Origin of the sequence: Anaerostipes sp. CAG:276 (assembly GCF_000432215.1) — a bacterium.
Lineage (GTDB): Bacteria > Bacillota > Clostridia > Lachnospirales > Lachnospiraceae > Anaerostipes > Anaerostipes caccae.
Genome location: NZ_FR889174.1, coordinates 20,023 through 34,707, shown reverse-complemented (window position 1 = coordinate 34,707; position 14,685 = coordinate 20,023). Strand labels below are relative to the sequence as shown.

13 protein-coding genes and 1 tRNA gene are annotated in these 14,685 nt (G+C 43.7%); 12 read left to right on the top strand and 2 right to left on the bottom strand.

The window, feature by feature from the left end; translation table 11 throughout:
• Positions 1-25 precede the first annotated feature (25 nt).
• Complete coding sequence (locus tag QVP35_RS01475) at positions 26-1,975, bottom strand: sensor histidine kinase (protein ID WP_022260715.1); 1,950 nt, start codon at positions 1,973-1,975, stop codon at positions 26-28.
• Positions 1,976-1,998: 23 nt separating this feature from the next.
• Positions 1,999-2,664 (bottom strand): response regulator transcription factor, encoded by a 666-nt coding sequence (locus QVP35_RS01470; protein WP_009290989.1) that lies wholly within the window; start codon positions 2,662-2,664, stop codon positions 1,999-2,001.
• Between the two features lie 197 nt (positions 2,665-2,861).
• Between QVP35_RS01470 and QVP35_RS01465 the strand changes: the two genes are divergently transcribed.
• The 12 genes from QVP35_RS01465 to QVP35_RS01410 all read left to right on the top strand — a co-directional run bounded on the left by QVP35_RS01465 (position 2,862) and on the right by QVP35_RS01410 (position 14,608).
• Positions 2,862-4,694 (top strand): hypothetical protein, encoded by a 1,833-nt coding sequence (locus tag QVP35_RS01465; protein ID WP_009290990.1) that lies wholly within the window; start codon positions 2,862-2,864, stop codon positions 4,692-4,694.
• Positions 4,695-4,800: 106 nt separating this feature from the next.
• Positions 4,801-5,298, top strand: coding sequence for a preQ(1) synthase (gene queF, locus QVP35_RS01460; RefSeq protein WP_009290991.1), 498 nt, complete (start codon positions 4,801-4,803; stop codon positions 5,296-5,298).
• A 108-nt stretch (positions 5,299-5,406) separates the two neighbouring features.
• The gene (locus tag QVP35_RS01455; protein ID WP_009290992.1) at positions 5,407-6,660 is read left to right on the top strand and encodes a hypothetical protein; all 1,254 of its coding nucleotides are present in this window, start codon (positions 5,407-5,409) and stop codon (positions 6,658-6,660) included.
• Positions 6,661-6,751: 91 nt separating this feature from the next.
• Complete coding sequence (locus QVP35_RS01450) at positions 6,752-7,426, top strand: DUF5105 domain-containing protein (protein WP_006566147.1); 675 nt, start codon at positions 6,752-6,754, stop codon at positions 7,424-7,426.
• A 341-nt stretch (positions 7,427-7,767) separates the two neighbouring features.
• Complete coding sequence (uvrC, locus tag QVP35_RS01445; RefSeq protein WP_009290993.1) at positions 7,768-9,651, top strand: excinuclease ABC subunit UvrC; 1,884 nt, start codon at positions 7,768-7,770, stop codon at positions 9,649-9,651.
• 29 nt (positions 9,652-9,680) lie between these two features.
• On the top strand, positions 9,681-10,616 hold the full coding sequence (gene hprK / locus QVP35_RS01440; RefSeq protein WP_006566144.1) for an HPr(Ser) kinase/phosphatase: 936 nt from the start codon (positions 9,681-9,683) through the stop codon (positions 10,614-10,616).
• Between the two features lie 5 nt (positions 10,617-10,621).
• Complete coding sequence (locus QVP35_RS01435; RefSeq protein WP_009290994.1) at positions 10,622-11,560, top strand: ROK family glucokinase; 939 nt, start codon at positions 10,622-10,624, stop codon at positions 11,558-11,560.
• 1 nt (position 11,561) lies between these two features.
• Positions 11,562-12,470, top strand: coding sequence for a UDP-N-acetylmuramate dehydrogenase (gene murB, locus QVP35_RS01430; protein WP_009290995.1), 909 nt, complete (start codon positions 11,562-11,564; stop codon positions 12,468-12,470).
• A gap of 12 nt (positions 12,471-12,482) precedes the next feature.
• Positions 12,483-13,337, top strand: a complete 855-nt coding sequence (rapZ, locus tag QVP35_RS01425; RefSeq protein ID WP_009290996.1) for an RNase adapter RapZ — start codon at positions 12,483-12,485, stop codon at positions 13,335-13,337.
• Between the two features lie 3 nt (positions 13,338-13,340).
• Positions 13,341-14,267, top strand: a complete 927-nt coding sequence (gene whiA / locus QVP35_RS01420) for a DNA-binding protein WhiA (RefSeq protein WP_009290997.1) — start codon at positions 13,341-13,343, stop codon at positions 14,265-14,267.
• On the top strand, positions 14,264-14,521 hold the full coding sequence (locus QVP35_RS01415; protein WP_009290998.1) for an HPr family phosphocarrier protein: 258 nt from the start codon (positions 14,264-14,266) through the stop codon (positions 14,519-14,521). The genes whiA and QVP35_RS01415 overlap by 4 nt, the downstream gene beginning before the upstream one ends.
• 14 nt (positions 14,522-14,535) lie before the next feature.
• A tRNA-Thr gene (locus QVP35_RS01410) sits at positions 14,536-14,608 on the top strand.
• Positions 14,609-14,685: the final 77 nt, after the last annotated feature.

The following is a 14,685-nucleotide window of genomic DNA, read 5'->3' as shown; positions in this document are numbered from 1 at the left end:
GGTATCTTTTTATTCCATTTTTTCTTCAGCCAGAGGAAGGGTAACGGTAAAGACCGTATATCGCTGCCTTTATGGTTCCGCCGTATTCCTCCAGAGAGATCCGCACAAAATATAAACCCAGGCCCCTTGTTCCGGGGCTGTTTTTTGTGCTGAATTTGTAGTCAAAAATGTGCGGGAGGTCATCCGAAGATATTCCTTCGCCGGTATCGGTAAAGGTGATCACAGCCTGCTGCCCGTTATATTCAGCGTCGATTGTCAGGGAGCCTTCCGGCGGAGTATGTTCGGTGGCGTTCAGGATAATATTTTCAAATGCCCGGAAAAGGCGGGCTTTTTGATGCCAAATAAAACAATGATTTTCCGGAAGGTTTAAGTTGTAATAGATGCCGTTGGCATCCGTATACGGTTTTGTCTCCATATAAACATAGGTTAAAAAATCATTGCAGTCCATAAGGCAGGGCGGTTCATGAATCTTATCTTCAGCGTTAAAAATCTGCAGGCTGCTGATATCGCTCTGTATTTGAGAAGATTTTTTGTCAATGATCTCTAAATACTGCTCCAGCTCTTCATCAATATTGATTCCGCCCTCGCGTATAAAATCAATATAAGTTTTGATAGCCGATGCAGGGGCCTTCAGATCGTGTGCGGCAATCGAGAGAAATTCCTTTCGTTCTTCCAGCATCTTCGACAGACGGGCAGTCTTCTTGTCCACTTCCGCCTGAAGATGCATGGTCAGACGTTGGTTTTTCAAAATCAGGTCTTGATTATACCGGATGATCAAAATCATAAAAAGCAGAACCATCAGAAAACCGCTGTACTCATCCTGCCATCCAAACCGGAGGGGTTCATAGTCTCCTCCGGTCCACAGATCGGTGAAAAGTCCGAATCCAAACACTGCATTTCCTGCCAGCAGCCATACAGAAGACCGGTCATTCAGGATTCCAAGGAAGGACAGGAGGATCAAATAAAAGCTGATCGGCAGCTTAGAAGTATAGATGATGGTTCCGTAAATGCTGACGATATTATGAAATGCCGGAAAAAGTACATAAGTAAAAATGACGGGAGATACGGACATCAGGACCGTAAACACGTAAACAGCAATGTGCAGTCTGGCCGAAAGAATTCCTTTGCACAGCCGGCTGGTGAGCAAAACCATGCAGGCAAGCATTGCAAAATAGGACACATCTTCAATGAGATAGGATGTTCCCCAAAGATCCCATCCAAGCCAGTGAAAAAACGGATAGCTGACATGAATTGAGAAAAACAGGCAGACCAGTCCGTATGCGGCAAAGACCTGGTCCGAATGTTTCCGGACCCAGACACCCAGTGATGTGACAGCCGCTCCCAGAGGAAAAAAGCACAGCAGCGCATAGAAGATTATTTTCTGTGTCAGGGCATTTGTAACGGCACTGCTCGTTCCTAGGACCGGAGGATAGGTAAGTCCGCTGTAATAATGGGTATCATTTGCGGCCTGAATGACTAATTCGACGGTTCCGGAGGGAAGAGGAATTAATGTATTCTGTATATGCCGGGAAACGGGAACTGCATCGGGGCTGCCCATTTGCCGGACCAGCGTTTGGTTGACATAGATACGGCAGGAAGAGAAAATTTCCGGCACTTCGAGCATCCAATCGTCTTTAGACGAAGGAAGATTTAAAACTTTACGGTAAGTAGCGGCGCCAAAAGGTGATTGACTTGGCTGATGGGATGAAAAATTTCCAAATTGGCCAATAGTGATGATTTCAGGAGACTCTGCGGATCCTGCAGAAAAATCCTTTGGTGTGTACAGACGGCCGGAATAAAATTCCCACTGCCCGGTCAGAGGAACCAGATCTTTATAGGGATCAGAATTTGATGAGGTATATTTATTGTCCAGGGAATAGCAAAGAGTAAAAAGCAGGGCAGCGGACAGCAGAGCGGCGGCGAGGATAAAGACGGATAACAGTTTCTTTTTGGATTTTTCTGTTTTTAAGTGCATGGCAGACTCCCTATAGTTTTTGTTTACTCTGTGAAGAGATACCCTTTTCCCCACTGTGTTTTAATATATTCTTTTTCGGGAGACAGTACATGGATTTTCTTCCGGATCCGCATGATCAGGATCTGAATACTGTGTGTATTATAACAGGACTCACCCCATACCGCGCGGTAAATTTCTTCCTGCCGGTAGGGAATGCCTTTATGATCTATTAAAAAACGCAGAATTTCGAATTCATTGACCGTCAGATTCAGCGGAAGATTTCCAATGTATGCCTGCTTTTTGTCATTGTCCACGGACAGTCCGGGCGGACGGCAGGAAGGAGCGGTGCAGCCGGAGTTTCGTATTCTGGCCCTGATCCTCATTTCCAGTTCTTTTAAGAGGTAAGGTTTTGTAATATAATCATCTCCGCCGCAGTCGAAACTCTCTACCATGATCTCCTCGTCGGTCAGATTTGTCAGAAAGATCACCGGTATACTGTAGTTAGCCCGAATGGTCCGGCAGAGACAGAATCCGTCTGTCCTCTCCATATGAATGTCCAGAATAATACACTGATACGTGTGTTCTGACAAACAGGAAAGAGCAGCCAGGGCATCGGTAGCAGTGTCTGCGTGATACCCGCATGTTTCAAAATACTTACGGTTAATTTCAAGGATTTCCAAGTCATCATCTACAAACAGCAAACGCTCCATAGTCGGGGCTCCTTTCATGATTTTCTATACTCAGAGTATAGATGTGTTATTTCTATTGTAAACATATTTCAGAGCCTTTGCAATTTTAACAGACAATGTTGTTATTTATTGTGAAACAGAACTCAATTGGGTGGACGTACTTCGTACGATAAGGTAATATTTTGTTTAGGATCTATGGGACGAAGAGAGGACTGCAAATGAAAAAGAATTATAAGAAAATGATCTGTTTATTTTTGGGAGTTATCATATTGACCATGGCTCAGCCAGTTTTCTGTTCTGCATGGGGTCCTCCCAAAGCAGAGGATGAAGAGAAATTTTTAGAATGGTATGAGAAGCATAAGAATGACCAGAATGCCGTCTATACTCTGACAGGGGATCTGAAGCTTACAAAAGGGACTAAGGAAGATCCCATCCGGTTTGACGGCAGAGGCAAAGTGAGGATTGACTGCGGAAATCATGGAATTATTGTAAACAGCAGAGTGATCATTGATAATCCTGACCTTACGATAAGCGGAAACTATATGTTTGTACTAATGGAAAACAGTATAGACTCTCATCTTATTTTAAAAAGAGGGACGGTTCTTGACGAGTCCGACGATGCATGTGCGGTTCAGGTTATCCGCGGAACCCTTCAGACTTCATCTGATCCGTCGGACAGGTTTACGATTCAGATGAAAGGAAAGGATATCACCGGAATTTATCATGGCACAGATGAGCCGCTGGTGCTTAGACAGATCGATGTTACAGCAAAAGGCACAGGGCGGGTTGAGGGAGTTAAAAATAATAGAAACCAAACGTTGTCTTTGACAGATTGTAATATAAAAGTGTCCGGAGACCAGGAAGCGTGTGGTGTTTCGAATCTGGGCAGGACAGAAGTGAACCGCTGCCGCATTACTGCTTCTGTCAGTGATGCCTCAGGTACTGCAGTCAGTGTTGCCGGTTCCGAAATATCCAGCAGGGATTCTAAAATAGTTCCGGAAATCACGGGCATGAAAAATACAGTCTACAGCATTTATGATGTTGACAGCTTTACTCCTGTCATCGGCAGAACTGGCACAGACCTTAAATCCCTTCTGCCGCAAAATGCCAGTGTTTACGTGGAAAATGCAGAGACAAAAGAGAAAAGTATTATTTCAATGCCTGTTATATGGGATGCTTCAGGAGCAGATACTTCAAAAGAAGGGATTACGCTTGTGAAAGGGAGACTTCTCACAAAAGATCTGTTTGGGATTTACATCAATTCGTCAGGAATCAGCCCGGAGACAGCCGTCATTGCGGTACCGCCGGAGGGAATGTTTTTAAACAGTTACAGGATTCTGTCGAAGGAAGAGGGACGGATCAGGGGAATGCTGGAACTGCCTTATCCTGCCGGCGCAGACTCCATGATTCTTCAATACAGTGCGGATCAGAAAAACTGGAGGACTTATGAAGAAAAAAACGGCAGTACGAATATCATTCGCGGCCAGGACTTTCCAAAACCGTTCGGAGTCTTCAGCTTTGTCTTTGACATACCTGTAAATACAAAAACGTTTTATATGCGTACAAAGGTTCATGGCAGCAGTATTTTTTCAGGAACCAGCGCCGTGTGGAAAATAGACGTAGACCATGGGGCTCCGGAATCTTCTGTCAGTGGGGAATCCGGTGGAGACAGAGGCGGACAGACTGTAGAACAGGAGGAAAGTACGCAGAAGGATCAGAGGAGTGAAGGCAACCCCGGGTATTCGGAAAATTCCGTTAGGTATAAGGATAAAAATTCTGTCTCAGATCAAAAGTCTGAGAAGAGCCAAAATGTGAAAAAAAATGGGTCTTCTCAGAGACAGGAGAAAAAGAAAGAAAAAGTCCAGGGAAAAAAGACAGCCCCGGAGGTACAGGATAATGAAAAACAAACTCCAAAAACGTCTGGATGGGGGAGAAATGCAAAAAGCTATGATAAGGGAGACCTTGTTTTTGCAGCTATAGGGATTCTTCTGATTTTTGGAGCAGCACTGCTCCTCGGCAGGAAATTTTTCCGTAAGAAAAATCTGTCATAGTTCATGTCAATATTTATGACAGCATGTAAAAAATATGGTATACTGATAGGACAATCAATGGAGTAGAAAAGTATCCTTGATTTGAACAAAAACAGGAGGAACTAAGATGAGTGGTAGAACCAATGTGGAATTGGGAGGTATTACACTGCTGGGAAATCAGCAGACAAAATATCCGGATGATTATGCACCGGAAGTGTTGGAGACTTTTCCGAATAAGCATCCCGAAAATGATTATTTTGTAAAGTTTAACGCACCGGAATTTACCAGTCTGTGTCCGATGACCGGACAGCCGGATTTTGCGACTGTTTATATTTCCTATGTTCCGGGAGAGAGGATGGTGGAAAGCAAATCCCTTAAATTGTATCTGTACAGTTTCCGCAATCATGGAGATTTCCACGAGGACTGTATGAATATTATTATGAAGGATCTGATCAAACTGATGGACCCGAAATATATTGAAGTTTGGGGCAAGTTTACGCCGCGGGGCGGGATCTCCATTGATCCATACTGCAACTATGGCAGAAAGGGAACGCCGTGGGAGCAGATTGCCTTTGACCGGCTGGCACATCACGATATGTACCCGGAGAAGGTAGATAACCGCTAATTTTGAGAAAATAAATTAATATGGGAGCAGGCAGCTGCTGTGCTTTTGGATGTTGGGGGACTCAGTCAGAAGTATAGCAAAAAAGACATAATAAAAAGGAGAATGTTTATGAGGAAAGTTTTAAAAGCCGCTGTGTGTCTGGGGCTGTCCCTTACATTGGGATTCAGCACTGTGGCATTCGGCGCAGAGAAGAAGGAAGATATCACAAGTAAAGTAGGTGACAAGAAAGGTCAAGTGTCATCAGAAATAAAAGGAATGGAAGGCATCCAGGATGTTAAGTCAGGCCAGGTTATTAAGGCTGCAAAAAAATCAAAAGGTGCTCGGGCTGTACAAAACACTACTGCTTATAGAATAAACACTCAGGCTAATGTAAACGCAATCAATCAGAGAATTCAAAAAGGTCAGTTCAATGTTGTAGGTCCGATTACAACCAGTAAACAAGTAGTAGCTAATATTTATATGCCTACAAATGGTAAACTTTGTGTGGCTTTTGGAAACTCTTATGTTGATCAGTCAACCGGATTGATTACCTCAACACCTGCAAACTGTTCTGTTACAATAACCGACAGCAGGGGAAATTCTATTGCATCTAGTTATTCCGACGATGATACGGTGATCGCCAATTATGTAAATAAAGGAACGTACAGATTAACAGTGTCTGCACCTTATAATTCAGCTGTTGCTACAGGCTACCTTCCATATTATTACTCAAGTGATAACGGAAATTTATCTGGAACTGCAAAATATATAGCAGGTAATGGGGGAAATAACTATCAGTATTTTTCAGTTTCAAAGAGGAGTCAGGTTTGGACAGATCTGGTTTCAGCCAAAGGATATTCTTTAAAGAGTCATATTGAAAAGAAGAGCGGGAAAAAATGGGTAAGAATTACAGATCAAAAATATAGTTATAATTCAAATATCAGGAGATATCATGCATTAAGCAAGGGTAGTTACCGTCTTGTTATATCTGGTACTTCTAAATATGATTTTTACACTGCAAGATATGGAAAAAAATCTTATACCGGAAAATATGGTACTAAAAAGTCAAAATCAAAAACAATCAAACGCAAGAAATCAAAAACAAATGTTTTAACTGCCTCTGATGCAAAGAAAAAGTCACATTGGTATAAATTCAAAGTGACAAAGAGACGTTCCACACAGTTCAAGATTACTACATATAACAGCTCTGGAAGTGTGACTGCAACCTTATACAAAGGGAAAAAGAAGATGAGCTCACGTACCGCTTATAATCCAAGTTACATTACTTTCTCAGGAAAGTTATCAAAAGGTACATATTATGTTAAGGTTACGAAAAACACGAAAAATACAAGCGGAAAATATATTGTAAAATATGTAAAATAAGTAAACAGTAATCTTTGCAGCAGAGCCGGCTGGCTCTGCTGCAGTTGAATGAATGCTCAAAATACACAGAAGTTTAAAAGGAGAATAGGTTATGAAAAGACAAATGAAGAAAAAACTGGCGGTTTTATTAAGCCTTGTATTGATCGTTTCTCTCGCATTAGCCGGATGTAAAAAGAAAGAGGAAATACCGGAGCCGGACAAGCTTGCAGAGGCTTATTATCTTCTGTTTACCAGAGGAAATACAAAAGAGATAGTCAAATACGGACACACAGAAGCGGAAGCAAAAAAGGCATTAAACACATACAAAACAAGCATGAAATCTTCCTTCATGACATCTGCAAATACTGCCGGAAATATCTTTAAATCCGAAGATGCAGATAAAGTGATTGACGCACTTCTGCATTCCTTATCTAAGCTTAAATATGAAGTGAAGACAGACGAAAAAGATGAGAAAGAAGGAACTGCTACGGTGATTCTGAAATCTCAAAGTGTGAACCTGAGTGAAATACAGTCCAAGCTTATGGCGAATGTCAGAAAAGCCGCAGCATCAGGGAAAATAACAGACCAAAGCCAGATTGGAACGTATGTCCTTACCGAGATGGCAAAATTGATCAAGGAAACAAAGCCTACGAAAGAGATGAAAGAAACTACGTTAAAAATGAAGCTGAAAAAGGTAAAAATCAATAAAAAAGAAGTAGAGCGATGGATGCCTGAAAACAACTATACTTTTGAGATGCAGATTGGAAGACTTCTCATAAGCCAGTAATTTTTGGAGGGAGATAAACTGAATTTCAGATAGTCCTAGTAATCCTAAGAATTCCTTCAGGCTATTTTATTTTTTCTTTAGAATTGTTTATTTTCTATCCATTGTTTACGGAGAGGATTCTGATATACTTAAATCATACCTGCAGGGCACACCACATTTTAAACCCTATGGTTGGACGTGCTTTGCAAGGCAAAGTTTAGTTTTTCATATATATTAATCCTCTCTTTTCATTAAACAGACGGCCCCGCAGCTTTTGCTGCGGGGTTGTTTTGATGTGACATTTTCCGCCGCAGTATGGTATTATGGGTACACACATGTTGGAATGATGGAGGAATACCAGGATGTTTAACATTGAAGAAGAATTAAAAAAGCTTCCGGCCAAGCCCGGAGTTTATATAATGCATAATGACAAGGACGAGATCATATATGTAGGTAAGGCGATCAAACTCTGCAACCGGGTCAGACAGTACTTTCAGGGAAGCAGAAATTTGACGACAAAGATTCAGCATATGGTATCGCACATCGCATATTTTGAGTACATCATTACAGATTCAGAACTGGAGGCCTTGGTGCTTGAGTGCAATCTGATCAAGGAACATCGTCCAAAGTATAATACCATGCTGAAGGATGATAAGAATTATCCATACATTAAGGTCACCACAAATGAGGAATATCCGCGTATTATGCTGGCCAGAAGGATGAAACAGGACAAGTGCAGATACTTTGGGCCATATACGAGCGCCGGAGCGGTAAAAGATATCATTGAGCTGCTCAGGAAGCTGTTTAAGATCCGGACATGCAGCCGGAAGCTGCCGAAAGATATCGGGAAAGACAGGCCGTGTCTGTATTATCAGATCAAACAGTGTGAGGGGCCCTGCCAGGATTATATTTCCGGGGAAGATTACAGAAAATCCATTGATCAGGTACTGAGTTTTCTGAACGGAAATTATAAGGATGTGTCGGACATGCTGGAGGAAAAGATGAAGCAGGCAGCGGCAGACCTTGAGTTTGAGCAGGCAGCAGAATATAGAAATCTGTTAAAGAGCATCGGCAAAATCGCTGACCGTCAGAAGATCAACAGCTATGGATTTGAAAACAGGGATATTATCGCATTTGCCAAAGAAAAGCAGGACGCAGTGGTCGCCGTATTTTTTATCAGAGACGGCAAACTCCTGGGCAGAGAGCATTTTCATATGACCCAGGATGAGGAGACAACAGATGAAGAACTCATGAGTGCCTTTGTAAAACAGTTTTACGCAGGAACTCCGTATCTGCCGGGAGAGATCTTCCTGGAGTGCGGCATGGACGATATGGAGATTGTGGAAGAGTGGCTTTCCAAGAAGAGGGGCGGAAGGGTGCATATTCGGATTCCGCTTCGGGGAGAAAAGCACCGCCTCGTAGAATTGGCAAAAGAGAATGCGTCCAATGTTTTAAGGCAGGATAAAGAAAAACTCAAGAGAGAAGAAAAAAGGACCATCGGAGCAGTGAAAGAGATAGAGCAGCTCCTTGGGATCAAGGGGCTTCACAGGATGGAGGCCTTCGATATATCCAATATCAGTGGGTTTCAGACCGTTGCTTCTATGGTCGTCTTCGAAGACGGAAAGGCCAGAAAGCGGGATTACCGGAAATTCCGCCTAAAGACAGTGGACGGCCCGGATGATTACAGAAGTATGGAGGAAGTCCTCACGAGGAGACTCCTGCACGGACAAAAAGAGATCGAAGAATTAAAGGCTAAGAATGAGGATCTGGAATTTGGAAGTTTTACCAAGTTTCCGGATCTGCTCCTGATGGATGGAGGAAAAGGCCAGGTAAATGTTGCTCAGAGAGTTTTAAAAGACCTGAAAATGGATATTCCGGTGTGTGGTATGGTAAAAGATGACAATCATAGAACCAGGGGATTGTACTATAATAATGACGAAATCTATTTTCCGAAAAGGAGCGAAGCATTCCAGCTGGTCACAAGGATTCAGGATGAGGCCCACCGGTTTGCCATTGAGTACCATCGCTCGCTGAGGGCAAAAGGCCAGGTCAGCTCTGTACTGGATGAGATCAAAGGAGTAGGGCCGAAGCGCAGAAAAGCGCTGATGAAACATTTTAAGCAGATACAGAACATCAAAGAGGCCACGGAAGATGAGATCATGCAGGTTCCGGGAATGACAAGGAAAGCAGCAAAAGAGATCTATTCGTTTTTCCATTTGTCTAAGGAAGAAAATGTGATAAACTAAGAATAACAATCGGACAAGGAGGATTCATTATGAGCGAGGAATACAAAGTATCGGTGGCAGAACTGGCAAAGAAGCTGGAACTGATCCCGGTGATCCCGGAAATTAACACCAATGACATTTATATCACCCAGGCAGAAGTAAACCGGCCGGCGCTTCAGCTGGCAGGCTTTTTTGACCATTTTTCATCGTCCAGGGTACAGATTATTGGAAATGTAGAATATATATATATCAATAATATTTTGGAAAAGGATGAAAACTGTAATCAGATTCTGGACCGTCTTTTCAGTGCCCAGATTCCATGTCTGGTATTCTGCCGCGGAAAACAGCCATGTGATAAGATCGTTGACTTTGGAAGGAAATACGGAGTTCCGGTTTTTATCAGTAAAGATTCAACTTCAGAGTTTACCGCAGAAGTCATCCGCTGGCTGAGTGTGGAACTGGCGCCCCGGATTTCAATTCATGGAGTGTTAGTGGATGTATTCGGCGAAGGAATTCTGATCACAGGGGAAAGCGGCATCGGCAAAAGCGAGGCTGCTTTGGAACTTCTGAAGAGAGGCCATCGGCTTGTTTCGGATGATGTGGTGGAGATTAAGCGTGTGAGCAAAGATACTCTGATCGGTTCCTCACCGGCAGTGACTCGGTTTTTCATTGAACTCAGGGGCATCGGCATCATTGATGTAAAGAACCTGTTCGGTGTGGAGAGCGTCAAAATGACCCAGAGCATTGATCTTGTCATTCAGCTGGAAGACTGGAACAAAGAAACAGATTATGACAGGCTCGGACTGGATGAAAATTATATAGAATACCTGGGGAATAAGGTTGTGGCACACGCGCTGCCGATCCGTCCGGGAAGAAATCTCGCGATTATCGTTGAGGCCGCTGCCATTAATCACCGTCAGAAGAAGATGGGATATAATGCCGCGGAAGAATTATACAAACGAGTGACCGGGAAATTGGAGGAATAAGCAGAATGAATTACATTTATGGAGTCGATGTAGGAGGCACCACCGTAAAACTGGGATTGTTTCAGGAGGACGGAAGTCTGAAAGAAAAGTGGGAGATTCCCACCAGAAAAGAGGACGGCGGGGCATATATTATAGAGGATATCGGAGTGGCGCTGAAAGAAAATATCGCATTCCATGGGATAGAAACCGGACAGTTGATTGGAGCAGGAGTCGGGGTTCCCGGGGCGGTACTTTCTTTTGAAAAGGTCAATGAATGTGTCAATCTGGGCTGGGGGCAGGTCAACGTGGCTCAGGAACTGGGCAAACTGCTGGACTGTCCTGTCAAAGTGACCAACGATGCAAATGTGGCTGCGCTGGGAGAACTTTGGGCTGGTGCTGCGAAAGATTACCGCAGTGCTGTCATGGTTACTCTGGGAACAGGTGTGGGCGGCGGCATGATCGTCGACGGACAGATCATCAACGGAAGCCATGGATATGGCGGTGAGATCGGACACATGACGGTAAACCCGGCGGAGACACGCAAGTGTAACTGCGGAAAGACCGGCTGTCTGGAACTGTACGCTTCAGCGACAGGAATTGTATATGAGACAAAAAAAGCGCTGGGGGAATCTGACATAGAAACGCCGCTGCGCCGAATGGACGGCTTTTCGGCAAAAGATATTTTTGATCTGGCAAAAGAAGGAGACGCCTTTGCCATAGAACAGGTCGACCGGCTGGGAGAGAAGCTGGCAATGGCCTTCGGGAATATCACACTGACAGTAGACCCCGAAGTATTTGTCATCGGGGGAGGTGTGTCGAAAGCAGGAGATATCCTTCTTGACGCCATTAAAAAGCATTATGGGACATACACCTTCGGCGCTGTAAAAGAAGGGAAATTTATTCTTGCAAGTCTCGGAAATGACGCAGGAATTTACGGGGCTGCAAGGCTGATTAAAGGAGAATAGCATGAACACGATTCTTGAAGAATTGAGACAGAAGATCGCACCCGAACGGGTACTTACAAAAGAACCGATGAAAAAACATACGACCTTCCGGATAGGCGGAGAGGCAGAATTGTACATTATTCCTGAAACCATTGAGGAAGTGCAGTGGACCGTGAAGACTGCCAGAAAACACGAAATTCCCATGTTTATTCTGGGAAACGGAAGCAATCTGCTGGTAGGGGACCGGGGAATCGACGGCATTGTCCTCCAGATTTATAAGAACATGAATGAAATCACAGTCAACGGAACTGAGATTACGGCTCAGGCAGGAGCATTGCTGAGCTCTATTGCCCGGGAAGCACAGAACCGGAGCCTGACAGGCTTTGAGTTTGCAGGAGGCATACCTGGAACATTCGGAGGCGCAATCACTATGAATGCGGGAGCCTACGGCGGAGAGATGATCCAGGTTTTAAAAGAGGCCACAGCCCTCACGAAAGAAGGAGAGATTCTTACCCTTTCCGCAGAGGAACTGGAGCTTGGATACCGAACCAGCAATGTCATTAAATGCGGATATACAGTCCTAAGCGGAACACTCTCTTTGAAAGAGGGAGATCCTTCTGAGATAAAAAAACAGATGGATGAATATTCAATGGCCCGAAAGACCAAGCAGCCTCTGGAACTGCCGAGCGCAGGCAGTACGTTTAAGCGCCCGAAGGGCTACTTTGCCGGAAAACTGATTGATGACGCAGGACTCAGAGGATATCAGGTCGGAGGGGCACGTGTGTCGGATAAACACTGCGGATTTGTAGTAAACCAGGAGAACGCAACGGCGAAAGATGTTCTTCAGCTGATCGAAGACGTTCAGAAAACAGTGAAGGAAAAGTTTGGAGTGGACCTGGAACCGGAAGTGAAGCGGGTCGGAAAGTTTTAGAGGAATTTACGTATGAGGTTTGTAATCGTAACCGGGATGTCTGGGGCAGGAAAGAGCAGTGCTCTTAAAATGCTGGAAGATGTCGGGTATTTTTGTGTGGATAATCTCCCCACCAGACTGCTGTGCAGATTTGCGGAGCTTACCCTTGACAAGACTGCAAATATTTCAAATGTGGCTTTAGGCATTGATATCCGGAGCGGCGCATCGATCGATGAGTTTTTAGAAGAATTAAAAAAAGTCAATGAAATGGGTGTCAAGTTTGAAATTTTGTTTCTCAATGCCAGCAACCGGATTTTGATCAAGCGTTACAAGGAGACCAGAAGGAATCATCCTCTGGCCAGGAATGGCCGGATAGAGGATGGTATTGAAAAGGAGCGGGAAGCAGTCGATGTTTTGAAAAAACATGCGGATTATGTCATAGATACCAGCAAGCTTCTCACAAGGGAACTGAAGGCTGAAATTGACAGGATATTTGTCCGGGAAGAAGAATATGCTAACTTCAATGTGGCAGTGGTGTCTTTTGGGTTCAAATTCGGTATACCGGCAGACGTAGACCTGGTGTTTGATGTAAGATTCCTTCCCAATCCTTATTATGACCTTTCTCTGCGCCCTCTGACCGGCAATGACAGGCCTATTCAGGAGTTTGTCATGAAACATGAAGAGTCCAGAGTATTTTTAGAGAAATTAGAAGATATGCTCAAATTTCTGATTCCCAACTACATCAGAGAAGGAAAGTATAATCTAGTCATAGGGATCGGCTGCACTGGAGGGAAGCACCGTTCTGTCACCATCACGAATGCACTGGCAGAAAAATTAAAACAGCTGCCATATCCGGTGAAGGTTGAGCATAGAGATATAACGAGGTAGGAAATGTCATTTTCAAGTGAAGTCAAAGAAGAACTTGCAAGGCTTACGAGCGGAGCAAGACACTGTAAAATTGCAGAACTTGCCGGTATTCTCAACTTTTGCGGGGAAGTCCGCGAAGAGAAGGGAAGCTATCTGGTCAAAGTTCATACGGAGAATGTATCGGTGGCGAAACGGTTTTTTACGCTGCTGAAAGACACATTCCATATACATGGAGAACTTCAGGTAAAACGCAACGAATATCTAAAAAGAAGTCGAAATTATTCGGTTTTTGTTGACAAACATGAGGATTGTGTTTTATTATTGAAAGCAGTGAAATATTTCGAACCGAAAAACTTTGGATTAGTTCTGCAGAACACGTGCTGTAAAAGGGCCTATATCCGGGGAGCATTTCTGGCAGCCGGTTCCATGAGTGATCCGGAGAAGAATTATCACTTTGAAATTGTAACTCTTCATGAACAATTTGCGGTACAATTGCAAGATGTGCTTGATTTTTTTGAATTAGATGCTAAAATAGTTATTCGTAAGAAGTACTATGTAGTGTATATCAAAGAAGGTGCCAAGATCGTTGATGTACTGAACATTATGGAAGCACACATAGCTTTGATGAACCTCGAAAATGTCCGTATCTTGAAAGATATGAGGAACACGGTGAACCGCCGTGTAAACTGTGAGACTGCCAACATTAACAAGACAGTGTCAGCAGCCGTGAAGCAAGCCGAGGATATTCGATTTTTACAAGAGCATAGAGGGCTTAGTGAACTGAACCAGGGACTGCAAGACATCGCCTATCTGCGATTGGAACATCCGGAGGCTACTCTGAAAGAGCTAGGAGAGATGCTGAATCCCCCCGTAGGCAAATCAGGGGTCAATCATCGTCTTAAGAAGCTGAGTAAGATTGCTGAAGATATGAGAATGGGAGGATCATTATGATTTCTAAGAGTATCAATATTCATGTGACCGAGAACAAGGAAGAACGTCCGGTTGCCTTTCTGGTCCAGATGGCCAGCCAGTTTGAGAGCAAGATCCTGATCGAGGCAGGCAACAAAAGGATCAACGGAAAAAGTATCATGGGTATGATGAGTCTTGGGTTGGATGATTTAGATAATATCACTGTTGTTGCTGACGGAGCAGACGAAGAATCTGCCATCACAACAATTGAAAAATATTTGACAAAAGGAGCATAAAAGGCTCCTCACATGCTGAAATAGCTCAGTTGGTAGAGCACTTCACTCGTAATGAAGGGGTCGCCGGTTCAAATCCGGTTTTCAGCTTTGGCGCAAACGCTGTAGATATCAGTGTTTGCGCTGTTTTTTTATATCTTTTTAGAAACATCAAAAACAGTTTTTTC

What these genes read in the sequence shown, in the direction of transcription:
- QVP35_RS01475 (WP_022260715.1), bottom strand. Translation starts at nt 1,975, where the DNA reads ATGCACTTAAAAACAGAAAAATCCAAAAAGAAACTGTTATCCGTCTTT.
- QVP35_RS01470 (WP_009290989.1), bottom strand. Translation starts at nt 2,664, where the DNA reads ATGGAGCGTTTGCTGTTTGTAGATGATGACTTGGAAATCCTTGAAATT.
- QVP35_RS01465 (WP_009290990.1), top strand. Translation starts at nt 2,862, where the DNA reads ATGAAAAAGAATTATAAGAAAATGATCTGTTTATTTTTGGGAGTTATC.
- queF (WP_009290991.1), top strand. Translation starts at nt 4,801, where the DNA reads ATGAGTGGTAGAACCAATGTGGAATTGGGAGGTATTACACTGCTGGGA.
- QVP35_RS01455 (WP_009290992.1), top strand. Translation starts at nt 5,407, where the DNA reads ATGAGGAAAGTTTTAAAAGCCGCTGTGTGTCTGGGGCTGTCCCTTACA.
- QVP35_RS01450 (WP_006566147.1), top strand. Translation starts at nt 6,752, where the DNA reads ATGAAAAGACAAATGAAGAAAAAACTGGCGGTTTTATTAAGCCTTGTA.
- uvrC (WP_009290993.1), top strand. Translation starts at nt 7,768, where the DNA reads ATGTTTAACATTGAAGAAGAATTAAAAAAGCTTCCGGCCAAGCCCGGA.
- hprK (WP_006566144.1), top strand. Translation starts at nt 9,681, where the DNA reads ATGAGCGAGGAATACAAAGTATCGGTGGCAGAACTGGCAAAGAAGCTG.
- QVP35_RS01435 (WP_009290994.1), top strand. Translation starts at nt 10,622, where the DNA reads ATGAATTACATTTATGGAGTCGATGTAGGAGGCACCACCGTAAAACTG.
- murB (WP_009290995.1), top strand. Translation starts at nt 11,562, where the DNA reads ATGAACACGATTCTTGAAGAATTGAGACAGAAGATCGCACCCGAACGG.
- rapZ (WP_009290996.1), top strand. Translation starts at nt 12,483, where the DNA reads ATGAGGTTTGTAATCGTAACCGGGATGTCTGGGGCAGGAAAGAGCAGT.
- whiA (WP_009290997.1), top strand. Translation starts at nt 13,341, where the DNA reads ATGTCATTTTCAAGTGAAGTCAAAGAAGAACTTGCAAGGCTTACGAGC.
- QVP35_RS01415 (WP_009290998.1), top strand. Translation starts at nt 14,264, where the DNA reads ATGATTTCTAAGAGTATCAATATTCATGTGACCGAGAACAAGGAAGAA.